This is a genomic window from Brevibacterium sp. Lmc1, assembly GCF_057654315.1.
Genome location: NZ_CM172803.1, coordinates 2,487,717 through 2,511,128, shown reverse-complemented (window position 1 = coordinate 2,511,128; position 23,412 = coordinate 2,487,717). Strand labels below are relative to the sequence as shown.

The 23,412-nt window shown below is 66.0% G+C and carries 19 protein-coding genes; 12 read left to right on the top strand and 7 right to left on the bottom strand.

Annotated elements, in window-relative coordinates; all coding sequences use genetic code 11:
- Positions 1-44 precede the first annotated feature (44 nt).
- Both AC239G_RS11225 and AC239G_RS11220 read right to left on the bottom strand, forming a co-directional pair.
- The gene (locus AC239G_RS11225; RefSeq protein ID WP_487488859.1) at positions 45-2,297 is read right to left on the bottom strand and encodes a protein kinase domain-containing protein; all 2,253 of its coding nucleotides are present in this window, start codon (positions 2,295-2,297) and stop codon (positions 45-47) included.
- Complete coding sequence (locus AC239G_RS11220) at positions 2,294-3,433, bottom strand: lytic transglycosylase (RefSeq protein ID WP_139469754.1); 1,140 nt, start codon at positions 3,431-3,433, stop codon at positions 2,294-2,296. The genes AC239G_RS11225 and AC239G_RS11220 overlap by 4 nt, the downstream gene beginning before the upstream one ends.
- Positions 3,434-3,562: 129 nt before the next feature.
- On the opposite strand from AC239G_RS11220, the gene AC239G_RS11215 reads away from it, so the two are divergent.
- On the top strand, positions 3,563-3,913 hold the full coding sequence (locus tag AC239G_RS11215; RefSeq protein ID WP_101546273.1) for an Rv2175c family DNA-binding protein: 351 nt from the start codon (positions 3,563-3,565) through the stop codon (positions 3,911-3,913).
- Positions 3,914-4,014: 101 nt separating this feature from the next.
- On the opposite strand, the gene AC239G_RS11210 is transcribed toward AC239G_RS11215, so the two are convergent.
- Positions 4,015-5,295 (bottom strand): polyprenyl synthetase family protein, encoded by a 1,281-nt coding sequence (locus tag AC239G_RS11210; protein ID WP_487488858.1) that lies wholly within the window; start codon positions 5,293-5,295, stop codon positions 4,015-4,017.
- Positions 5,292-5,837: a hypothetical protein gene (locus AC239G_RS11205; RefSeq protein ID WP_487488857.1), complete on the bottom strand. Its 546-nt coding sequence runs from the start codon at positions 5,835-5,837 to the stop codon at positions 5,292-5,294. Before AC239G_RS11205 ends, AC239G_RS11210 begins: the two co-directional genes overlap by 4 nt.
- Before the next feature lie 60 nt (positions 5,838-5,897).
- On the opposite strand from AC239G_RS11205, the gene dinB reads away from it, so the two are divergent.
- The 3 genes from dinB to AC239G_RS11190 all read left to right on the top strand — a co-directional run bounded on the left by dinB (position 5,898) and on the right by AC239G_RS11190 (position 8,435).
- The gene (dinB, locus tag AC239G_RS11200) at positions 5,898-7,133 is read left to right on the top strand and encodes a DNA polymerase IV (RefSeq protein ID WP_487488856.1); all 1,236 of its coding nucleotides are present in this window, start codon (positions 5,898-5,900) and stop codon (positions 7,131-7,133) included.
- Positions 7,134-7,264: 131 nt separating this feature from the next.
- Positions 7,265-7,672, top strand: coding sequence for a DUF3040 domain-containing protein (locus AC239G_RS11195; RefSeq protein WP_487488855.1), 408 nt, complete (start codon positions 7,265-7,267; stop codon positions 7,670-7,672).
- 49 nt (positions 7,673-7,721) lie between these two features.
- Positions 7,722-8,435: a YdcF family protein gene (locus AC239G_RS11190; protein ID WP_487488854.1), complete on the top strand. Its 714-nt coding sequence runs from the start codon at positions 7,722-7,724 to the stop codon at positions 8,433-8,435.
- A gap of 122 nt (positions 8,436-8,557) precedes the next feature.
- Here the strand turns inward: AC239G_RS11190 and AC239G_RS11185 are convergent, their stop codons facing one another.
- From AC239G_RS11185 to AC239G_RS11175, 3 genes are read right to left on the bottom strand one after another with little or no spacing between them, the layout of a single operon-like run.
- The gene (locus tag AC239G_RS11185; protein ID WP_487488853.1) at positions 8,558-11,086 is read right to left on the bottom strand and encodes a transglutaminase TgpA family protein; all 2,529 of its coding nucleotides are present in this window, start codon (positions 11,084-11,086) and stop codon (positions 8,558-8,560) included.
- Positions 11,083-12,342: a DUF58 domain-containing protein gene (locus AC239G_RS11180; RefSeq protein ID WP_139469759.1), complete on the bottom strand. Its 1,260-nt coding sequence runs from the start codon at positions 12,340-12,342 to the stop codon at positions 11,083-11,085. The genes AC239G_RS11185 and AC239G_RS11180 overlap by 4 nt, the downstream gene beginning before the upstream one ends.
- Positions 12,343-12,346: 4 nt before the next feature.
- Positions 12,347-13,336 (bottom strand): AAA family ATPase, encoded by a 990-nt coding sequence (locus tag AC239G_RS11175; protein WP_487488852.1) that lies wholly within the window; start codon positions 13,334-13,336, stop codon positions 12,347-12,349.
- Between the two features lie 458 nt (positions 13,337-13,794).
- Here AC239G_RS11175 and mraZ point away from each other — a divergent pair, with 458 nt between their 5' ends.
- The 8 genes from mraZ to murD all read left to right on the top strand — a co-directional run bounded on the left by mraZ (position 13,795) and on the right by murD (position 23,411).
- Positions 13,795-14,226 carry a division/cell wall cluster transcriptional repressor MraZ gene (gene mraZ, locus AC239G_RS11170; RefSeq protein WP_039208349.1) on the top strand — a complete coding sequence of 144 codons (432 nt, stop codon included), beginning with the start codon at positions 13,795-13,797 and terminating at the stop codon, positions 14,224-14,226.
- Positions 14,227-14,391: 165 nt separating this feature from the next.
- On the top strand, positions 14,392-15,354 hold the full coding sequence (gene rsmH, locus AC239G_RS11165; protein WP_139469760.1) for a 16S rRNA (cytosine(1402)-N(4))-methyltransferase RsmH: 963 nt from the start codon (positions 14,392-14,394) through the stop codon (positions 15,352-15,354).
- Positions 15,351-15,917 (top strand): cell division protein FtsL, encoded by a 567-nt coding sequence (gene ftsL / locus AC239G_RS11160; RefSeq protein WP_139469761.1) that lies wholly within the window; start codon positions 15,351-15,353, stop codon positions 15,915-15,917. Before rsmH ends, ftsL begins: the two co-directional genes overlap by 4 nt.
- 75 nt (positions 15,918-15,992) lie before the next feature.
- Positions 15,993-17,774 carry a peptidoglycan D,D-transpeptidase FtsI family protein gene (locus AC239G_RS11155; protein WP_487488851.1) on the top strand — a complete coding sequence of 594 codons (1,782 nt, stop codon included), beginning with the start codon at positions 15,993-15,995 and terminating at the stop codon, positions 17,772-17,774.
- A complete protein-coding gene (locus AC239G_RS11150; RefSeq protein WP_487488850.1) occupies positions 17,774-19,345 on the top strand; it encodes a UDP-N-acetylmuramoyl-L-alanyl-D-glutamate--2,6-diaminopimelate ligase in 1,572 nt (523 codons plus the stop codon). The genes AC239G_RS11155 and AC239G_RS11150 overlap by 1 nt, the downstream gene beginning before the upstream one ends.
- Before the next feature lies 1 nt (position 19,346).
- Positions 19,347-20,813 (top strand): UDP-N-acetylmuramoyl-tripeptide--D-alanyl-D-alanine ligase, encoded by a 1,467-nt coding sequence (locus tag AC239G_RS11145; RefSeq protein WP_139908251.1) that lies wholly within the window; start codon positions 19,347-19,349, stop codon positions 20,811-20,813.
- Complete coding sequence (gene mraY / locus AC239G_RS11140; RefSeq protein WP_139469765.1) at positions 20,810-21,898, top strand: phospho-N-acetylmuramoyl-pentapeptide-transferase; 1,089 nt, start codon at positions 20,810-20,812, stop codon at positions 21,896-21,898. Before AC239G_RS11145 ends, mraY begins: the two co-directional genes overlap by 4 nt.
- Positions 21,891-23,411: a UDP-N-acetylmuramoyl-L-alanine--D-glutamate ligase gene (gene murD, locus AC239G_RS11135; protein ID WP_248284066.1), complete on the top strand. Its 1,521-nt coding sequence runs from the start codon at positions 21,891-21,893 to the stop codon at positions 23,409-23,411. Before mraY ends, murD begins: the two co-directional genes overlap by 8 nt.
- The last annotated feature ends 1 nt before the right edge of the window (position 23,412 follow it).

Here is a 23,412-nt window from a genome sequence, read left to right as displayed (position 1 = left end):
CCGCCCGTCGTGCCTGACCGACCGACACGTCTGACCGACGAGTCCTATTTGTCTTTGTCGTCGTCCTTCTTGTCGTCAGACTTCTTGTCCTTCTCGTCCTTCTTGTCATCCTTCGAGTCGGAGTCTTCCTTCTTCTCCTTGCCCTTGGACACGCGGACGATGATGAGCGAGTTCGCGGGCTTCGCCTCGGTGCTCTTCGGGAACTGCGAGACGACCTTGCCCTTGGGTACATCGTCGGAGAACACCTCGTCCTTGCCGACGCGGAATCCGCGCTTGGCCAGGGTCGCATAGGCGGCGTCGAAGGTCAGCCCCTCGACGTTGGGAACCGGGATCGGCGCGACGCCCTTGGACACGACGAGATCGATCTTCTCGCCTTTCGACAGCTTGGTTCCGGCCTTCTGCGATGCCGAGATGACGGAGTCCTTGGCGACAGTGTCGCTGTACTTCTCCTCGACCTTGCCGACCTCGAGGTTGACCTTCTTCAGCGCGGCCTCTGCTTCGTCGCGGGTCGTGCCCTCGAGCTTCGGAACCGCGAACTTCTCCTCACCCTTGGACACGACGACCGTGACGGAAGAGTCTGGGGCCAGCTCCGCACCACTGACGGGTTCGGTGCCGATGACAGTCCCGGCGGGAACCTTGTCGTCGAAGACCTCTTTGGGCTCGGCCTTGAGATCGTTGTCCTCCAGCTGCGAGGTGACTTCCCCGACGGGCTTGCCCGCCAACTCACCGGGGACGATGGATTTCGGTGTGGGCAGGTTCGCCACAACGAACCAGGCGACCAGCGCGAGGACGGCGACCACGGCGACGAGCCCCGTGAGGACGCGCCGTCGGCGACGTCGGGCGGGAGATGCCACCGCCGAGGCGGCCGCGGAGCCGGCGACGACCGCGGCCTTATCGTTGCGGTCGGAATCCGAATCCTGCGAATCCGGTTCGTCGTCGGAGTCCTCTCGGTCAGAGGAGTCGTCCGAATCGTCCGAGTCTGCAGCGGCGTCGGCAGCGCCTGAGGCGTCGGCGCTTGTCGAGTCTGCGTCGGGGGAATCGGCGGTCGCACCGGCCCCGGCAACCGCGGCGCCGGCCACTCCGACTCCGGCCGCAGCGACGGCGGCCGCGCCGGCGGCACCGTCCGTGTGGTCGTCATCGCCACGATCGGCGTCATCGGAGTCGGCGTCATCGTCAGGATCAGAGTCGCCCGATTCGATACCGTCGACCCCGTCGGCATCGTCGTGGGACGCTTCCGCGGCAGCCGCCTCGGCGGAGGACTCGTCGTCATCGGCATCGTCGGGATCCGCCGCACCTGTGTCCGCCTCGGTGTCGTCCTCTTCGCCTTCGAGATACGGGATCTCGTCGGTGCGGGAGCGCTTCTCCTTGGGCACTTCCTCGCCGAGGTCGATGCTCGCGGTGAGCACGGGGGAGTGCTCACCGGTGGCGATCTGCGGATCTCCGAGGTCGAGCTCGGCCTCGGACATCTCCGCACGCGCTTCTGCCAACGCTAAGCGGAACTCGGCGGCATCGGCAGGACGGTCCTCGGGGTCCTTCGACGTTGCCCACAGCACGAGCGCATCCAGGCGCGGACTCAGGCGGGTGACGACGTCCGACGGCGGCGGAACCGTGTCGTGGACGTGACGGTACGCGACCTGGATCGGGACGTCGTCGGTATACGGCTGAGCACCGGTGAGCATCTCGTAGAACATGATGCCGACCGTGTACAGATCGGTGCGGGCATCTGCCCCGGCTCGGGTGACGAGTTCGGGAGCAACATAGCCGACCGTGCCGATGAGGGTCTTGGTCGTCGTCGCTGTGGTCACGGCACGGGCCAGACCGAAGTCGGCGAGCTTGACCTGACCGTCGGTGCCCAGCAGCACATTGTCGGGTTTGAGATCGCGATGGATGATCCCGGTCGAGTGCACGGCCTCGAGCGCGGCGAGGATCGCATCGAGGACGACGATCGCCTGTCTGGGTGTGAAGGTTCCGCGGTGCTTGAGCTCGCGGCGCAGCGTCACCGACGGCAGGTATTCCATGACGAGGTAGACGATGTCGCCGTCGCGCGCCTGATCGTGGATGGCCACGAGGTTCGGGTGGGTGAGCCGACCGGCGTTGATGGCCTCCCGGCGGAAGCGTTCGACGAAGGTGTCATCGGAGATGAGGTGCTCATGCATGACCTTGATCGCGATCTCACGGTCGAGTCGCAGGTCGGTGCCGCGGTAGACCATGGCCATGCCGCCGCGGGCGATCTTGGCATCGATGCGGTAGCGCTCATTGAGCACCGTGCCGATGAGGGGATCTCGGCGGGCGGTCACAGGGCCTCCTCCAAACGCGCACGCTGCAGCTGGACGGCGCGGACGAAGGCCTTCGTCTCCGGCAGCAGTCCGTCGGCGCGAACCGAGCGCAGGTCCTGGTAGTAGCCGGCGATGGCTTCGTTCTCCGATTCGGCGGTTTCGATGAGCCAGCCGAGGATGACGGTGCCGGCGACGATATTGTCTTCGATGTCGAGCAGGTCGAGTCCGCGACCGACGATATCGGACGCCCAGCGACCGGATCGGGGAGTGATCTGCATGATCCCGATCGCGTTGCCGGCAGAGACCGTCGTGTGCTGGAAACCGGATTCGGCAGCGGCGACGGCCTGCATGAGGGCGGGATCGGCGCCGAGCTCGACAGCCAGCGAGGCGACGAGCAGCTTCGCCTGCGCCGGGGCCGGATGGCGGCGGTGCAGCAGAGTGTATTTGTTCAGTCGCGCCGCGTGGAGCACCGAGGGGCGGATGCCCTCGACCTGCGCGCTGGCGGCGACGCGGGGCACGTCGCTCGGCGGTTCGGCCGGGGTGCGACGCGGGCGGGCCTTCGACGGTCGCAGCAGGAGGAGTTCGCCGACCGTGATGAACGAATCTTCACCCATGGCGTTGGCCTGCCGCAGGGTCGCCGGCGAGATTCCGTGCCGCGCCGCGATCCCCTGCAGGGTGTCACCCGGGGCAACGACGTGTGAGGGATCATCGTCCGGTAGATCGTTCTTCTCCGGCAGGGACAGGACCTGACCCTGGTGGAGGTTCTGACGCGGCGAGATGCGGTTGAGTTCGGCCAGCGCGGGCACTGAGACGCCGTGTTTGCTGGCCACACCGTAGAGGGTGTCGCCCTGCTTGACCTTGTATGTGCGGCCGCCGTGGGTGACGGGAACGGTGGCACTCGCGGTGCCCGAGATCCACTGCGGACCGGTGCTCGAGGTGGCTGCGTCCTCGTCAGCGGAGCGACGGTCGGATGTGTCCTCGACGCCGTCATCGGACTGATCGTCGGGGGATTCGGCGGTGGGGGCCACCTCGGTGGGGGAGTCGTTTTCGGGGTCGACCCGTTCGGCTCCTGGGATCGGACCGGTCGAATTCACCTTCGATGCGGCGCGGATGTCAGGAGCGGCGGTGACGGGCCTGTGCCGTCGCGGTCGTGTCATCTGTCACCTGTTGACTTCATGTCGAGTGGGGAAGCTACGGTCTCCAGCCTAACGAGTAGGCGGGCTCGACCCGAGCATTCGGCACCGCATGGCGGGGTGTTTCTGCCGAATATTGCTACGCTTGAGGGCGTGAATACCGAAGAACTCGTCCAGGACTGGGCCCCGCTGCCCGACATCGCAGAGCTCACTGGGCTCGGCATCTCCCAAGTGCGGAGGCTGCTCGAAGACGGCGCCATCTGCGGAATCAAGATCGGCAATCCGAAGGTTCTGCGGGTTCCGTTGGCCTTCTTCGTCGACGGCGAGGTCGTCAAACCGCTCAAAGGCACCCTGCACACCCTCTACGACGCCGGATTCGACTACGAAGAAGCCATCGTGTGGCTCTTCACCCATGACGAGTCCCTGCCCGGCCGGCCCATCGACCTGCTTCGCTCGGGTAACAAGAAGGAAGTGCGCCGCCGCGCTCAAGCCCTCGCGTTCTGATCTGCGCGGGCTCGAGGAGAGCAGCGCAGCACCCTTGAGGTGAGCAGCGTTTGACGTGGTCAACGCGGCACCCTCGAAGCGAGCAGACCTGCTCGCCGGCCTCAGCTGGAGCGGTAGCTCAGCGCTTTCGCAAAACCCTTGAGTCGCTCCTGTGCGGCCGATCCGATGCGCACCTGCGCCGAGGCGGTCGGCCCTGCCGCTGAACCTGCACCGGCATCGGCTTCTGCCCACGTATCGACGATCGTCGCTGCGTCGGCATGCTTGTCCGCGATGAAGGATTCGACGGCGGCGAGACCGCCCGAGTCCGTGATCATGTCAACGCATTCGGCCACCTCGGCGTCGCTGAGATCCGGATCGCCCAACCGCGCGGCGAGGATCTCGAGTCGGTCCGCCGAGATCCGGGCCGCGGTCTCGGCGATGAGCACGGTCCGCTTGCCCTCCCGGATATCGTCGCCGGCGGGTTTGCCGGTGGCCTCGGGGTCACCGGCGATGCCGAGCACATCGTCGCGCAGCTGGAACGCCTGTCCGAGGGGGAGACCGAAAGCGGAGATCTCCTGCAGCTGCCCACCATCCGCTCCGGCCAGGGCCGCGCCGAGGAGGAGCGGCTGTTCGACCGAATACTTCGCGGACTTATAGCTCAGGACCTCCCATGCGCGTTCGGCGATCCGGTCGTCGCTGAGCGGAATGACCTCGGCGAGTACGTCGAGGTACTGGCCGACCATGACATCTCGGCGCACTGTTCCGCGCAGCTCGAGGGCCGTGCGGCTGTTGCCCAGGGCCTCCTGCGACCGTTCGAAGAGCTCCTCGCTCAGCGCCAGGCAGATATCGCCGATGACGATGGAAGCGGAGACGCCGAAGGACGCGCCGTCGCCATGGAAGCCGGAGCGCTGATGGCGGGCCTCGAACTGTCGGTGCAGGGCCGGCCGGCCACGACGGGTGTCCGAATTGTCGATGACATCATCATGGATGAGCGCGGCGGCGTGGAGCAGCTCGAGCGAACCGGCCGCCTGCGCCAGACCCGCGGTGACGTCGGCTGCGGAGCCGGCTGTCCGGTCGGCTGTGGTCCCGCCTGCCTCGCCGGCGCGGACGTCACCGCCGGCGAGCTGGAAGCCCCACCACAGCAGGACGGGGCGGATCCTCTTGCCGCCGCGGGTGAACTCGATGAGCGCGTCGCCGATCGCTGTCGCATCGGGTGAGATCGCCTCGAACTCGGCAGCCTTCTCAGCGAGGAAGGCCTCCAGTTGGGCGGACACCTCGGCGGCGATGGACTCGGGAGAGTCGAGGAACTCGACGAGGGCGGGAGGGGCGTCGGCCGAGCCGGGTGCTGTGGACGGGCCGGGCTCAGGGGCGTCGCCGGTCATCCCCGATCTGTGCGAGGTCATGAACCGATGTTTCCGCCGACGGTCACGATCGAATTCGCTTTGTCCTCCGAATCCTCGGCGACCGTGACGACGAGGACGCTGTCATTGTCCTTGTGCTTGAAGTTGACCACGCGGGCGCTCTTCGTCTTCACCTCTTCGCCGAGGCGTTCGAAGTCCGCCTTGCCGAGCTCCTTCTCGTAGAACTCGAAGATGTCCTTGGCATCGGCCTTCGCCTTGACGACGAGGCTGACCTGTTCGGGCAGCTTCTTGTCCTTGTCGTTGTGAGCCTTGACGCTCGACGCGGAGAGCACCTCGGAATCCGGGTACGGCTTGATGTACTCGGGCAGATCCTTCACATCGTTCGATGTACCGGGGTCCGAGCCTGTGGCCTCGGTCGATGCTTCGGCCGAGGCGGTCTCGGATTCGGCCGGGGATGCGGAGGCAGGGGCCTCCTGAGAAGCCGAAGGGGTCGATTCGGCCTTGTCTCCACCGTTCCCCGAGCAGCCCGCGAGAGCGAGCGCGGCAACGATGGGCAGTGTCATGACAGCGGTGCGCGATACCATGCTTCAAGAGTACCTGGACTGTTCGGCGGAGCCGAAAGGAACAAGCGCGAGGGGCAGGCGATGAGTCGGAAGCAGCTGGCACGATCCGGAGGTGATCTGAGCCGTCTGGGCACGGACGACTCCGGTGCCACCATGCTCCACCTCGACATGGACTCGTTCTTCGTCTCCGTCGAGCTGCTCAGTCGCCCGCATCTCGTCGGCCGCCCCGTAATCGTCGGCGGACGCAGCGGACGCGGAGTCGTCGTCTCGGCCAGCTATGAAGCCCGCGAGTTCGGAGTGCATGCGGCGATGCCGATGTCGCGGGCCATGAACCTGTGCCCCGTCGCCGAGGTGATCCCGCCTTCCCATGGCCTGTACTCCTCGTACTCCCGCCAAGTCTTCGAGCTCGTCGCCGAGGTGACCCCCGACGTACGGCAGGTCAGCGTCGACGAAGCCTATATCGATGTCTCCGGAGCCGTGCGCCGGCTCGGCTCTCCGGTGGAGATCACCACCCAGCTGCGAGCCCAGATCCAGGAGCGCACCGGTCTGAGCGCCTCGGTGGGCATCGCCGTCAGCCGCGTCGTGGCCAAACTCGCCTCGACGAGGGCGAAGCCGAACGGCCAGCTGCTCGTGCCCGCGGCCGCGACCCAGCAGTTCCTCGACCCGATGCCGATCGAAGCCCTGCCCGGGGTGGGGGAGAAGACGCAGGAGGGCTTCTTCCGCTATGGAATCCGCCTCATCGGCGACCTCGCCGCAGTCGACGAGGATTGGGCCGCACGAGTCTTCGGTGCGCACGGCCATCAGCTGTGGCGGGCTGCCCACGGTCAGGACTCGTCCGGTTTCGACCACCAGGCCAAGGAACACTCGATCAGTGCTGAGAACACCTTCGGCGAGGACATCTGGGACGTCGCCGTGCTCGAACACGAACTGCTGCGCCTCGCCGACAAGGTCGCCTACCGAGTCCGCGCAGAAGGAAAGGTCGCCACAAGCCTCGGACTGAAGTACCGTCTCGGCGATTTCACGACTCTGTCGAGGTCTGTGACTCTGTCGGCGCCGACGGATCTGGCCCGGGAGATGTACGATGCGCTGCGCCCGGCTCTGCGCAAACTGCGTGAGCAGCGCTCCCAGGGAGTCAGGCTGCTCGGCGTCCGAGCCGCCGGCCTCAGCGATTTCGCCGTCACCGGACGGCAGGCCACCTTGGACGAACCAGAACATTCCGGACGTGAAGCCGAGGTCGCCCTCGACGAGGTGAGGCGGCGATTCGGCAGCGAAGCGATCTCGCAGGCCTCGCTTCTGCGCAAGCGCCCCGAGGCCTGAGAGCGGGTGAGCGGGAGCACAGTCTGAAGACCCCGTGGGAATCCGGCTCCTGACGGCCCCCGGAGATGTTTTTTCGGCCCTCAGAGACTATGATTGGGGGAAAGACTTGGGAAGCGAAACGGGGGTTCGAGATGCCACTCTCCGATCACGAACAGCAGCTGTTGGATCAACTTGAGAAGCAGCTGCGCAGTGAAGACCCTCGTTTTGCCCGGAATATCTCGGAAACCCAGGCCGCTGCCACCGGTCCCGGGTTCTCGGCGAAGCGCTTCGTCCTCGGTATCCTCATCGCACTCGCCGGGCTGGCCGCGACGATCCTCGCGATCTCGCTCGTCTCCAGCTCCGCCTGGTGGATCGCTCTCGGCGTCGTCGGCTTCGGCCTCATGGTCACCGGAATGTACTGGGCGTTCAGCCGTCCCGGCCATGTGCACACCACTCAGACGGACTCTCGGAACTCCGGAGCGAAGACCGGTGCCAAGGGCAACTCCGGGTTCATGAGCCGAATGGAAGACCGGTGGGAGAAGCGCCAGCGCGGCGAATGATCCTGCTCTCTGCGATCAAGGCACTCTCGATATGAGGGTGCCTTTTTCAATGCCGGTCCGCCTACTCGCCGGTTCTGCCCTTGCTGTCTTTGCCGGCGTCTTCGCCTTCGCCGAGGCAGCGCACTGGCGATCGAGCCACCGTCGGCTGGGAGACTGTGATACCTCTGATGGCCGGCGATCACGGAGCGACCGGTGGTCGTGTCCGGACACTCGGGCCCTGACCGCGGCAGGCAGAGACGAGACCACAGCCGACAGCGACCAGATCATCATCGTCCTCGGATATGCAAACCGCGGTCAGCGACCGAACGGAATCAACCGGTTTCGGGTCCGCGCAGGTCTGCGGTCGATCGATCCGACAGCCCGGTCGACTCTCCTCATCCTCTGCGGAGGGGCCGTCACAGGACGAACACCGGAGGCCCTCATCCTCGAACGCTTCGCCCGGGACGAACTCGGCTTCGCCGGCCGAACTGTGCTGGAAGCGCAGAGCACAACGACGTGGGAGAACATCGCCAACGCGATCCCCATCATCGACCGCGAACTCACCCCGGCCACAACGATCAGCATCGTCTCGAACTCCCATCATGCCGAGAAAGCCCGTGACCACCTGTGGCAGATGCGCCCGGACCTTGCACGACGACTGGTCCGCGGGGGAGACTACCGGTTCGGAGAACATCCGCTGGTGAAGCCCATCGCCGCCGTGCGCGGCCTGCTCGCCCTGCGTGCACTCGACCGAGAGAACGCGAAACACGCGGCAGGGCATTGAGGTCCCGCGCTCACGCACTGAGCGCCCAGACTCTGCGAGGAAGCGAAGAGGCGGCCCACAGGACCGCCTCTTCGCTCATCGGCCAGGACCGTCAGGTAGAGGCCAGGATCGTCAGCTCATCGTCATTTCGGACGATGGAACAGGCTGGCCGGCCAGATCTTCGCAGAGATCCGACTGCCCGGCGTGGCCCGCTCCGACAAGTCCGTCCTCACTTCGTCGACGAGCGCACGTACCTCCGAATCATCGAGCGACTCGGGAGCGGCACCGTAGCGCTGGGCTTCGAGGGCATCGACGAACGCTCCCAGCGCAGAATCATCATGACCCGACTCGGAAGGACGTGACGGGGCCGGACTGCTCAGACGCCTCAGCCGTTCATCCGAACGATCGAACGTCGAGGAACCGGCGGCTTCCGCGTTCTGTGCGGCGGCACCGGAACCGGCAGCCGCCTCGGCGGCGGACTTTCGCATCGGTTCGCCGGTGTCCGAATCGATCTCAGGTGCCGTGGGGCCGGCATCCGTACCGGTCGAGCTCGAGGCATCTGCAGCCTCGGTGCCACCACCGCCGGCAGCACCGGTTGCTGGGACGGCACCGGCGAGCACGAGCTCGTTGAAGCGCAGCGTCCGACTCGAATCCAAGCTCTGCCCGTAGTCGGTGGCCAGAGCACGGACCTCTGTCCACACCGCTTCGAGATTCTGCGGATCCTTCGTCCTGCGCGAGCGCAGGATCGAACGCCAGATCGCAGGCAGTGCCGCGAGCAGCAGCAGGACGAGCACGATCGCAGCGATGCCGATGACAGTGCCCAGGTTCGAACCGGCCGGTTCTGCGGCCTGAGTGCTCGTCTCCTCCTCGGTGGGTTCCTCGGAGCCACCGGTCGGCGAAGCAGATTCGGTCGGTTCTTCGCTCGGGCTCGCAGATTCCGACTCGTCGCCCTCCTCCTGCTGGTCGGCGCCATCGGCGAGGGTCCACTTCGGCGGATCTCCGGCGGGACCGCCGGGGGTGGGTTCGAAGCGCACCCAGCCGGCACCTTCGAAGTAGAGCTCCGGCCAGGCATGCGAATCCTGCATGCTCACATCGACGCCGTTCTCGGATTCGTTCCCGCCGGCGTATCCGACGCCGATGCGGGCCGGAATTCCCATCGTCCGGGCCATGATCGTCATGGCCGAGGAAAACTGGACGCAGTAGCCCTGCTTATCGGCCAGGAAGTCCGAGATCGCGTCGCCGCTGGCCCGTTCGGGAGCATCGAGCGAATACTCGAAATCGCCGCCGCGGAAGTACGCCTGCAACATGACTGCGGCCTCCCACTGGTTATCCGCATCGGCGGTGACCCGCTCTGCGGTCTCCTTCACGCTGGTCGGCAGGGAATCGGGGACGGCGAGTTCGGTCTCGAAGTCGCTCTCGGACACCGGAGTCGCCGACTGCAGATCCTCGACGTCGGGATTCGGGGACAGATAGTCCATCGAATACTGCAGTCCACCGGTCTTCTCACCGTTGCCGACGACCGTCAAGGTCTTCTCGTCGAAGATCCACCGACGACTCAGGTCCTTCGGCTGCTGCGGAGCATACGGAGACGGCAGGTACTGCTGGTCGTAGTCGTCGCCGACAGCGACGCTGATCGTCTGCTCCTTGAAGTTCTTGTCCCGCGGCATCCCCGCGGGCCATGGCATTCCGTCGGCGGCGATCGCGAACGGATCGAGGCTGAACGGGCTCGGTGCCCAGTTCTCACCGTCGAAGTCATCGATCGAGGTCAACCGGATCGGATCCGCGTCCTCGTCCGTCGTCTGGTAGCTGAACAGCGTCTTGTCATCCCGGTCGCCGAGGTTCTGGCGCAGGTTGAGGAATGGGTTCGTCACCGTCAGGTCGCCCTGGCCCTTCGAGGCCCGGTCGGGCAGGGTGGGCACCGGGGGCAGCAGAAGGGGCAGGCCGATGCCGATCGCCAGAGCCAGAGCTCCGGCGAGGATCGCCGTCATTCCTCCGCGCCACCGGGTCGCGGGCAGATAGGGGCTGAGCATGAGCAGCAGGAACGCCGCGAGGATCGCGACGATGTGCCACCACTTCACCTCCTGCGCGGCGAAGTAGACGGGGATCATCCACAGCACGAGCAGCAGCACACCGCCGACCTTCGGTGCCCGCAGATCCGAGACGAGGCCGTCGATGAGGATCGTGATGAGGGTGAAAGCGATCGTGAGCATCGCGATGAAGCCCGGTGTGCTCGCCGCCGGGGGAGCGGTCGCGTAGAGGTCGCTGACCCCCTCGGAGAGCAGATCGATCACCGTTCCGAAGGACTCACCGGTCGGGATGAACCCGAGCAGAAGCGAATCCCCGGCGCAGACGATGAAGACCGCGATGAGACCGGCCACGCACTGGGCGATGACCGCGGTGCCGGTCGAGCGCAGTGCCGGAACGGTGCGGAACACGGCGCCGACGATGACGACGACGGCGACGGCGACCAGGACGGGCGAGACCCAGGCGAAGTCCTTGAACACCGCCGATACGGCGACAGCGGTCAGGGCCATGGCGACGAAGACGACGATCGCCTCGAGCCAGCCCGTGCTCGGGCGCTCATCGCCCGTCGACGAGGGAGCCGAATAGCCGTTCGCCGGAGACTCGGAATCGGCTCCGCGCAGACGTGTGTCGGGAGTATTCAGACTCATCGGCGCACCCCCTGCGGAGTCGAGCTCGCACCACCCGGAGCCGCGGACGCGCTGCCGGCACCGGCAGTTCCCGGTCCGGGTTCGGCCGAGGTCCGACCGGTGCCGCTGCGAGAGCGCTTGGACTCGAACGTCGTCCAGGACTCCGGCAGGTCCTCGCTGAGACCGAGCATCGTCAGATCGTCGATCTCGCTGAGCGTGCGCAGAGTCACCGGCACGCGGCGGGAGAAGTGCGAGGCGAGTTCCTGCCCGCGCTGGTCGCCGACGGAGCAGATGACGATGTGGTTGGGGTTGTCGTGCGAGGGCAGTTCGACCCTGCCCGGGCGCACAAGGGCGGAGAGCAGACGCAGCTTGTCGATCTCGCGGGCTCCTTTGAATCTGATCTGGTGTCCGGGAGCGACGACATTGACTTCGTAATCGGCCTTGAGGAACGCGGTTCCGGCCGCGGTCGCCGCGGCCAGCAGGAACTCGATCTCGAGGTCGGTCGGCTCCTCGGCACCCTCATCGGCGACGAGGTCGATGAGGATGAGCGAATGGAGCGTCTCCTCATCGGCTTCGTGCCGGACCATGAGCTCGCCGGACTTCGCCGTCGAGGGCCAATGCACATGCCGCAGATCATCGCCGGGCACGTACTCACGTGTGTGGAAGTCCCGGGTGGTGTGTCCGGTGCGGACCTTGCCGTCGTCGAGGCGGGAGGGCCGGATCGACGAATCCTGCGGGATGCGTGCAGGCAGGATCGGCACGGACACGGCCACGGGAAAGGCCCCGTGGGCCTTCTTCTTCATCTTCACCAGGCCGAAGGGGCCGAACACGGTGATGAGGACCGCATCGATCCCGGAGACACCGCGGCGATTGGGGGTGAACGACGTCAGCACCGTCTGCGATGCACCATGGGCCAGAGCCGGGACATCACCGGAGGTGGAGTCGCCGAATCCCTCGGCCGGAGTGAAATCGATCGTCGCGGCGGGAATCGCGAGCTGGCCGACATTCGTCACGCGCGCCTGGACTTCGACCTCTTTGCCTTCGGCGGCCAGCGGGTAGCGGTCTCCCGAAGGAGACAGCGCCACTTCGTGGAGGTTCGTGCTCATCGCGATCGACACCCGACGGGTGCCCCATAGGATGAGCAGCGCCGAGAGCAGGACCAGGCCGAGCAGCAGCAGACCGGCCGGCAGCAGGCCAGGCAGCGCGAAGCGGTAGGCCGTGATGATCAGGGCCGCCCCGGCCAGGACGAAGATGATGCCCGAAGTGCTCAGTCGCATGCGGTCACTGGTTCGCCGAGACGGGCACGCGGGACAGCACCCGACCGATGAGGTCGGCAGCCAGGTCTGCGTCGTCTCCGTCGCGGGGGATGATGCGGTGGGCGAGGATGTACGGGGCCAGAGCCTGCACATCGTCGGGGGTGACGAAGGTGCGCCCCGACAGTGCCGCGCGTGCCTTCGCCGCCCGCAGCAGATGGACGCCGCCGCGCGGGGAGCTGCCGAGCAGGATCGCCTGATCGGTGCGGGTGGCATGGAGGATCGCCACGATGTACTCGCGCAGCTGCCGGCTGGCGGAGACATGGCGGACGATGGTGCGGGCCTGAGTGATCTGCTCGAGGTTCGTCACCGCGGCAGCGGTCTCGAGGGGATCGTTCTGGATCTGGTTGTCCAGCAGATCGACCTCATCGGACGTCGCCGGATATCCCAGGGAGATACGGGTGAGGAAGCGGTCGCGCTGCGCCTCGGGCAGAGCGTAGGTGCCCTCCATGTCGATCGGATTCTGAGTGGCGACGACGATGAACGGCGTGGGCATCGGATAGGTCTGCCCGTCGATCGTCGCCTGACCCTCGGCCATGCACTCGAGCATCGCCGACTGCGTCTTCGGGGACGCGCGGTTGATCTCGTCGGCGATGACGATGTTCGCGAACACCGGTCCCTGTCGGAACTCGAAGTGACGAGTCTCCTGGTTGAACAGGTTCACACCCACGACGTCGGTGGGCAGCAGGTCCGGGGTGAACTGGATGCGGCGCACGGAACCGTCGACGACCTTGCCCATGGCACGGGCCAACAGGGTCTTGCCGACGCCGGGGACGTCTTCGAGGAGGACATGTCCGCCGGCGAGCAGTGCGATGAGTGAGAGGCCGACGGCCTCATCCTTGCCCTCGAGCACCGAGTTCATCGCGGTGCGTGCCCGCGAGGTCAGATTCTGCACCCACTCGATGTGTTCGGCGCCGATCACGGAATTGGTCTGTGTACCTTCTTGGCTGGTCGACATACCCTCCATTGTCCCTTAAAGCCCGCACCCCAGCCACACGAGTTTCTTTCAGCTTCGTCACTCCCTTCTCCTCCCCACTCCCACGCCCTCCCCGAGGCGCCCCACCCCACTCCCCACCACTCTCCCCACTTTCCTCCACGCGGACCCTCCACTTTCCTCCCCACTCGCCTCCACCTCGGCGCGGGTCTCGCCCGTGATCCCCGGATTCTCGCGGATCTGTGCCGTTCTCATCGTCCTCGCCGAGGCGGCCCACCGCCTTCGCGGGCCCGCCGTTCTTCCCGCATCCGACACTCCCGCGACGCGCCCTCGAGAAATTTTCCCCACTTTCCTCCACCTATCTGACCTGGGAAAACAATGAGTCAGGAGCATCGTTGAAGCGAAAAGCTGGAATATGTGGAGGGAAGTGGAGTACTGTGGTTGCTATCGGAGCCGATGGGTTTCGAAAGGGGTGAGACGACATGTTCTTGGGCACTCATATGCAGAAGCTCGACGACAAAGGTCGCCTCATCCTGCCCGCAAAGTTCCGCGAGGAGCTGTCGCCCGGACTCGTTCTGACCCGTGGCCAGGAGAACTGCCTCACCCTGTTCCCCACCACGGAGTTCGAAGCCGAGCACGCGCGAATCCAGAACGCGCCGAAGACGAATAAGGAAGCCCGCGATTACCAGCGCGTGTTCCTGTCGGCGGCATTTGCGGACCAACCGGACAAACAGGGACGCATCACGGTCCCGAACATATTGCGGCAGTACGCATCACTCGATCGGGAAGTCGCAGTGATCGGCATGGGCAACCGAGTCGAGATCTGGGATGCACCGACCTGGGAGGACTACCTCGTCGGCGCTCAGCAGGCCTTCGCCGAACGCGAGGAGGAGGTGATCCCCGGAGTGATCTGATTCTGCTCGGGTTTGATCCTTGCCCGCCGTGCTCGAGTTTCGGGGAACTTCCCCGTTTCCGAAGCTCGGACGTCCTGACACACTTCCCCGGTGGCAGGGCCACGGCGGTCAAGGTTCTGGCTCCAGCAGCGCACCCCCGACCACCCCCGTATGAAGGACCCACGAATGACAGCTCAGCACGTACCGGTGCTCCTGACGCGCGTGGTCGAACTCATCGGCGTCGGCGTCGAAGCCGCCAGGGACGCGGGTCTCACCCCGGTCGTCGTCGACGGCACACTCGGAATGGGCGGTCACGCCGAAGCCGTCCTCACGGCCTTCGACGATGTCCACCTCGTCGGCATCGACCGTGATCTGCAGGCCATCGACATCGCCACGAAACGCCTGGCCCCCTTCGCCGACCGCATCGATATCGTCCACGCAGTCGACGACGAGCTGCCCGAGGTCCTCGACGACCTCGGCATCTCAGAGATCAGCGCGATCCTGCTCGACCTGGGAGTGTCCTCGCTGCAGCTCGACGAGGACGAACGCGGATTCTCCTACTCCCGGCCGGCGCCCCTGGATATGCGCATGGACCGCACCCAGGAGCTCACCGCCGAGAAAGTGCTGGCCACCTACTCGGAATCCGAGCTGCGCCGCATCCTCCGCGAATACGGAGAGGAGAAGCTGGCCGGCAAGATCGCGAAGATCATCGTCACCGACAGGGTCGACACCCCATGGGAGACCTCGGACCAGCTCGCGGCCATGCTCTCCCGAGTGATCCCGCAGACGAAGAAGAAGTCGCACCCCGCCAAACGCACCTTCCAGGCCCTGCGCATCGAGGTCAACGACGAGCTCGGGGTGCTCCGCACCGCACTGCCGGCGGCACTGGAAGCGCTGCACATCGGGGGAGTGGCCGTCATCGAGTCCTACCAGTCACTGGAGGACACGATCGTGAAGAAGACCTTCCGAGCGGCCACGACCTCCTCGGCGCCGCCGGATCTGCCGGTCGTGCCCGAAGAGCACCAGCCCTGGCTGACCGAGATCATCCGGGGCGCCGAAATGGCTGATGAGCAAGAAGCAGAGACCAACCCGCGGGCGGCAAGCGTCCGACTGCGGGCAGTGCAGAAGATCAGGGAGGCACGATCGTGAGCAATTCCTCGGCAAGAGCCGGTCAGCATAACTTCCCCGAACGTCCGCGCCGGTTCGAAGAGCCCGGTGGTCAGCAGGGTGGGGCGAAGCTGCGGCTGCTCAAATTCGAACTGCCGAAGTCCCGTCTGCCCTTCTCCATACTGTGCGTGGGGATCCTTCTCGCCACCCTCGTGGCCGTGCTGCTGCTCAACATCTTCGTCGCCAACACCTCCTACAAGGTCGACCAGCTGACGAGCGAGAAGGAAGCCCTGGCCGAGCAGAAGGACCGCCTCGTCGAAGACAACTCATACCGCGAGTCCCCGCAGAACATCGCCTTGGCCGCCGAAGAGCTCGGTCTCGTCCGTGATTCCTCACCGGAATTCCTCGACGCGAAGACCGGGAAGATGATCGATGCCCCCGGAATCGACGTCAGCGGTGAGAAAGAGCCCACAGTCGTGCCCGGCCCGCGCGCCGATACACGTGATGACATCCGACCCAATCTACGATCGGATGAGAAGCTCCCGGTCGTCGGGGGCAGCCCGAGCCAGGACGTGGCGGCTCCGAGCCAGGAGGCGCCGAAGTAGTCCGAGCTCACCGGGACCAGGGAACGGCCTGACCGACACATTCGCCGACCACACCAAGGACCGAGGACTCAAGCTATGGGCCCAGCCAAGACCCGACTGAAGAAGAAGCGCAAAGGCGGTGGCCCCGATCTGCGTTGGCGGATGGGCTTCATCGCCGCGGTGTCAGTCCTCGTCCTCCTCATCACCTCCGTCCGCCTCGTATCCATCCAGGGTATGGATTCGATGAAGCTGGCGGAGAAGGCGCTGTCGAATCGCCTGGTCACTCGGACCCTGCCGGCCGATCGCGGACAGATCCTGGCCGCCGACGGCACAGTGCTCGCCGACAGCGTCTCCCGTTACCAGCTCGTCGTCGATCAGCAGAACGTCGCCCAGTACGAAGTCGACGGCAAGCTCGTCGGAGCCTGGGGCGCAGCCGAAGCCCTGTCGAAGCCGCTGAAGACCGACCCCGGTGTCCTCTATCCGAAACTCGTCGGCGACAAGCGATGGAACCCCGTTGCGAAGGGGCTGACCTCGGAGACCTGGCGTGCGGTGAAGAAGCTCGAGGTCCTCGGCATCTCCGCCGATGAGTACTCCGTGCGCTCATACCCTGCCGGCGGAGTCGCCGGCAACCTCGTCGGGTTCCTCAGCTCCGACGGCACGGCCCAGGCCGGTCTCGAATCGGCCTATGACGAACAGCTGTCGGGCAAGGACGGCCAGCAGCAGTACGAACGCGGAGCACGCGGAGAGATCATCCCGCTCGGCGACAACAACATGAAGGACGCCGTCGACGGCCAGGGCCTGCAGACGACGATCGACCCGGCGATGCAGTACTACGCACAGCAGGCCATCGAAGAGCAGCGGAAGAAGCACGAAGCCGAATCCGCGTCGATCGTCATCAAAGAGATCAAGACGGGACGCATCATCACCGCCGCGGATGCTCCCACCGTCGACCCGAACTCCCCGGGCAAGGTCGACGGCCCCGACCGCGGTTCGCGCATCTTCACCGACATGTTCGAGCCCGGTTCGACCGCGAAGATGGTCACCGCCGCAGCGCTGCTCGACCAGGGACTCGTCACTCCCGAACAGGAGTTCACCGTCCCGGACAAGTGGAAGGCACCGAACGACGAGGAGTTCCGCGACTCCCACGAGCACCCCGACGAGAAGCTCACCTTCGCCGGAATCCTCGCCCAATCCTCGAACACCGGCACCGTGCTGGCGGGCAAGGAACTCACCGAAGCCCAGCGCTACGAATACATGAAGAAGTTCGGCTTCGGCACCAGTTCGGGAATCGACTTCCCGGCCGAGACCTCGGGCATCCTGCATCCGTACGAGGAGTGGGACGGACGTACGAAGTACACCGTGATGTTCGGTCAGGGTGTGGCCGCGAACGCGATCCAGACGACCGACGTCATCTCCACCATCGCCAACGGGGGAGTCCACGTGCCCTCCCGCCTCGTCGACGGAATGATCTCCCCGAACGGACGCACCATCTCCACCCCCGCAGGAGAGAAGGAACGCGTCGTCAGCAAGAAGGCCGCCGACGAGACCCTGCGGATGCTCGAAGGCGTCGTGGCCGAAGGCACGGGCAAGTCCGCCCAGGTCTCCGGCTACAGGGTCGCAGGGAAGACCGGCACCGCGCAGGCACCGGCAGCCGAGGGCGGAGGCTATGACGGATACACCGCCTCCTTCGTCGGCGTCCTGCCCGCCGAAGATCCCGAACTCGCGATCTCGGTGACTTTGCAACGTCCTCGGAACGGCTACTACGGTGGACAGGCCGCAGCCCCCGTGTTCTCCGATGTCGCGGGCTTCGCCATGCGGCATCTCAAGATCCCACCGTCGACACAGAAGCCCGACCTGCCCGCCCGAGAATGGAAATGATGCGCTTTTCACAGCTGCTGCCGATCGCACCCGGCACCCTCCACGGTGACCCCGAGACAGAGGTCACCGGAGTCTCCCACGACTCGCGTGCGGTCTCACCCGGTCAGCTCTACGCCGCCCTGCCGGGAGCGAACGTTCACGGTGCGAAGTTCGCCCCCGAGCTGATCCGCGCCGGTGTCGACGCCATCCTCACCGACGATGCCGGCTGGCATCTCATCACCGAAGCGCTGAGCACGGACGAGGCGGACCGGGACCTGCTCGCCGGAGTCACCGCTCTCATCGTCGAAGCACCCCGCGCCGTACTCGGGTTCGTCTCCGCTGCCGTCTACGGGACCACCTCGGTGCCGGAGCTCATCGGAGTCACCGGAACGAACGGGAAGACGACGACGACCTACCTGGCCGACGGGATGCTCGCGGCACTGGGCCACCGCACCGCCGTCATCGGCACTGTCGCCATCCTCATCGCCGGCGATACGGTGCCCAGCGTGCGCACGACTCCGGAGGCCCCCGAACTGCACGCCCTGTTCAAGAAGATGCGCGCGGCCGAGGTCGACACCTGTGCGATGGAGGTCTCCTCCCACGCGCTCAGCCAGCACCGCGTCGACGGGGCTCACTTCAGCGTCGCCGGGTTCACGAACCTGTCCCAGGATCACCTCGACTTCCACAACACGATGGAGGAGTACTTCGAGGCGAAGGCCCAGCTGTTCACCCGCACATTCTCCGACAAAGCCGTCATTGTCGTCGAAGACGAATGGGGCGAGCGGATGACGGCGGCCGCACAGGTGCCCGTGCGCACGCTGGGACGAGACGAACGCAGCCAGTGGCGCATCGAGCACACCCCAGGCGTTTCGGACTTCGTGCTCCACCTCGACGACGGGGAGAGCATCCGGCTCCGCTCACCGCTGCCAGGCGATTTCAACGTCACGAATACGGCCCTGGCAGCCTCGATGCTCATCGAGGCCGGCGTCAGTGCGGAAGAGATCGATGCCATCGGCCGCAGCTTCGTGGCCACGGTGCCCGGACGGATGGAGATCATCGATGTCTCCGGTCCGCGGGCGCTGAGCGAATCCCACCCGGACATCCTGCCGCGGGCCATCGTCGACTACTCGCACACCCCCGACGCGATCGCGAAGGCGCTGGCGACGCTCCACGCCGACTCCGATGAGCTCATCATCGTCTTCGGCGCCGGAGGCGACCGCGACCGCGGCAAGCGCTTCGGCATGGGTCAGGCGGCGGCACGTGAAGCCGATGTGATCGTTCTCACCGACGACAATCCGCGCACCGAGGATCCCGACACGATCCGTGCAGCCATCAGGCAGGGAATCGACGCCGAGGTGGATGCGGGACGGGCCCGTGTGAAAAAGATCATCGAGGTCCCCGACCGCGGTGCCGCCATCGATGAGGCGATTGCCGAAGCAGACGCCTCGGCGACCGTGCTCATCGCGGGCAAGGGGCATGAGACAGGCCAGACCGTGGGCACCACGGTCACCGATTTCGACGACCGGGCCAGGACACGCTCAGCGCTGTCCATGCGACTGGGCGGCGCACAACCAGGTAAAGTTCACAGATGATATGAAGCGACTGACTGCAGCCGAAATCGCAACCGCCCTGGGCGGCGAGTTGTACGGCATCGACCCCGAGACCCCATTGACCGCCGGTGTGGTGACCGACTCGAGAGAAGTCGGACCCGGCGATATCTACGTCGCCCGCCGAGGCGAGAGCTTCGACGGCATCGAATTCGCCGCCGCCGCCGTCGAGGCGGGAGCGGCCCTGATCATCGGCGAATCCGTCCCCACCATCGACGACGAACCTCTGCCGGTCGTCGTCGTCGCCGATGCCACCGAAGCGCTCGGCCAGTTGGCCAAGCACAGCATCGAAGGCCTGCGCACAGACGGCGAACTCACTGTCATCGCGATCACCGGTTCCGTCGGCAAGACCACGGTGAAGGACCTCGCCGCGGATCTGCTCTCGGGTGAGGCGGAGACCGTGTGGCCGCCGAACTCCTACAACAACGAGGTCGGAGTCCCATTGACGGCTCTGCGTGCGGTCGAAACCACCCGTTTCCTCGTCCTCGAGATGGGCGCACGGTCGATCGGCAACCTCGCCTATCTGACGAGCCTCATCCGACCAGATATCGCCGTCGAGCTGGCCGTGGGCACCGCCCACTCCGGAGTCTTCGGTTCGATCGAGAACACCGCGCGGGCGAAGGCCGAACTCGTCGAGTCCCTGACGGCCGGATCCACCGCCGTGCTCAACGCCGACGACACCCGCGTATCGGCGATGCGCGAGGTGCTCGCTCCAGAGGTGACCACCCTGTGGTTCTCACAGCGTGAGTCCCTGCCCGAATGGGTCGGTGCCGACGACCTGGTCGTGCGCGGTACCTCGGTGTCCACGGATTCCTCCGGTCATCCGACGTTCACCCTCACCCTGCCCGGTGAGGAGCCCCGCGATGTGCGTCTGGCGCTCATCGGCGAGCACCACGTCGGCAACGCTCTGGCGGCAGCCGCCATCGCCCACGCCTGCGGCGTAGCGGCCAGGTCGATCGTCACGACGCTGTCGACCTCCTCGGCGGCCAGTCGCTGGCGGATGGAGCTCATCGATTCGCCGTCGGGCGTGACCGTGCTCAACGACGCCTACAATGCGAACCCCGAATCCATGCGGGCCTCCTTGAAGACCCTGGCCTCGATGGGCCGCGGTGATGAGGAGAACAGCCCACGTCGCACCTTCGCCGTGCTCGGCGAGATGCTCGAACTCGGGTCCGAATCGGTGTCCGCGCACTCGGACATCGGCGAACTCGTCGTGCGCCTCAACATCACTCGCACCATCGTCGTGGGAGAGGGCGCGAAGCCGATCTTCAACGCTGCGAACCTCGAAGGCTCCTGGGGCAACGAGGCGGCCTGGGTCGCCACCGCGGCCGAGGCGAAGGACCTTCTGAGCGCCGAACTCGCTCCCGGCGACATCGTTCTGTTCAAATCCTCCCGCGATGCCGGTCTGCGCTATCTGGGAGACGAAATCGCCGGAGTATCGGGGGCCCAATGATTGCCGTACTGCTCGCAGCCTGCCTGGCTCTCATCTTCGCTCTCGTCGGGACACCGCTGTTCATCCGGGTGCTCGTCAAGAAAGGGTACGGCCAGTTCGTCCGTGACGACGGTCCGACCTCGCACGCGACGAAGCGCGGAACCCCGACCATGGGCGGAGTCGTCATCATCGGCGCCGCAGTGCTCGCCTACCTGCTCGGACACCTGTTCACCGGTTCCGTGCCCACAGCGTCGGGTCTGCTCGTGCTGTGGCTGGCCGCAGGACTGGCGGTCGTCGGCTTCCTCGACGACTTCATCAAGATCAAGAAGCAGCGGTCACTGGGACTGCGCCCCATGCCGAAGCTCATCGGCCAGGCCTTCGTCGGAATCTCGTTCGCCGTGCTCGCGCTGCAGTTCCCGAACTCCTTCGGTGAGACCCCGGCGTCGACGAAGGTGTCGTTCATCCGCGACACGAACCTCGACCTCGCCTTCGGTTCGGCGATCCTCGGCCTCATCCTGTTCGTCATCTGGGCGAACCTCATCGTCACCGCTGTCTCGAACGCGGTGAACCTCACCGACGGCCTCGACGGACTGGCCGCCGGCGCCTCGGTGGTCGTCTTCGCCGCCTATGTCGTCATCGGCACCTGGCAGTCGACCCAGAACTGCAACCTCATGTCCGAGGCCACGAACGCCTGCTACTACATGCGCGACCCCCGCGACCTCGCAATGGTCGCCGGCGCCATGGCCGCTGCCTGCTTCGGCTTCCTGTGGTTCAACACCTCGCCGGCGAAGATCTTCATGGGCGACACCGGTTCGCTGGCCATCGGCGGTGCCTTCGCCGGACTGGCGATCATGTCGCGCACCGAGCTGCTGCTCATCGTCCTCGGCGGACTCTTCGTCATCATCACCCTGTCGGTGATCATCCAGGTCGCTTCCTTCAAGACCACCGGCAAACGCGTGTTCCGCATGGCGCCCCTGCAGCACCACTTCGAACTCAAGGGCTGGGCCGAAGTGACGATCGTGGTGAGGTTCTGGATCATCGCCGCCCTCTTCGTCATCGCCGGAATCTGCCTGTTCTACGCCGATTGGGTGGCGCGCATTGGCTGATGAACCCACCACCAAGGAGATCCCGGCCGCACTGCACGGACCGAGTTCATCCCTGGCAGGACTGCGCATCCTCGTCACCGGTCTCGGGGTGACGGGATTCCCCGCTGCCGTCCACCTCGGCGAACGCGGCGCCGATGTCATCGTCATCGACGGCGACGCCACCGCCGATGTGAGCGAGAAGGCGCAGATCCTCGAGGTCTTCGACGTCGACATCCGACGGGGACCCGAACACGTCGAAGCTCTGCCCGAAGGCGAACTCGACCTCGTCGTCACCTCACCAGGATGGCGCCCGGACCAGCCCGTGCTCGCGGCCGCAGCGAAGGCCGGCATCCCGGTCATCGGCGAAGTCGAACTCGCGTGGCGGATCCGCGGCACCAACGACGCCAAATGGCTCGCCATCACCGGCACCAACGGCAAGACGACGACCACGACGATGCTCGAATCGATGCTGCTGGCAGCAGGGCTCAAGGCCAAGGCCTGCGGCAATATCGGCACCCCGCTGCTCGAAGCCGTGCTCGAACCCGGGCTCGAGGTCCTCGCGATCGAACTCTCGAGCTTCCAACTGCACTGGCAGGAGTCGATGAGCGCCGACGCCGCAGCCGTGCTCAACATCGCTCCCGATCACCTCGACTGGCACGGCAGCGCCGAAGCCTATGCGGCAGACAAAGCGAAGATCTTCCACAATGCGCAGCTCGCCTGCGTATACAACTGCGCCGACGAGGTGACTCTGCACATGGTCGAGGACGCCGACGTCATCGAAGGGGCCAAGGCCATCGGCTTCACCACCGGTGTGCCTCGCCCCGGCGAGCTCGGTGTCGTCGAGGACCTGCTGGTCGACCGAGCCTTCATTCCGCAGCGCTACTCATCGGCCGCCGAACTCGCCTCCCTCGACGATGTGGCGACGGCCACCGGGGTCGCGGGTTCGCGGCCCGCCCCGCACCAGGTCGCCAATGCTCTGGCCGCAGCCTGTCTGGCCCGCGCCATCGACGTGCCCGGTCAGGCGATCGCCGCGGGACTGCAGAACCATTCGCTCGGCGCCCACCGCATGGTCACCGTCGCCGAAGCGGACGGCATCCGCTGGGTCGACGATTCGAAGGCGACGAACACCCACGCCGCGAATGCCTCGCTGGCCGCTTTCGACTCGATCATCTGGATCGCCGGGGGACTGCCCAAAGGCGCCGACTTCACCTCGCTGTTCGCCGACCACCGCGAACGGCTGAAGGCACTCGTGCTCATCGGATCGGACGACTCGGCTTACCGTGAGGCCATCGCCGCGACCATCCCCGACCTCGAAGTCGTCCGCATCGAACCGGCCCTGGCCGTGGACTCCGGAGTCCCGAAACGCCGCGGAGAGGCCGTCGCCGCGGCCGCCGTCGACGCAGCCGCACGGTTGGCCGAAGCCGGAGACACCGTTCTCCTGGCACCGGCAGCCGCGAGCATGGACCAGTTCCTCAACTACAACACTCGCGGCGACCTCTTCGCCGAGGCCGTCAACTCGCACCTGGAGCGCTGAG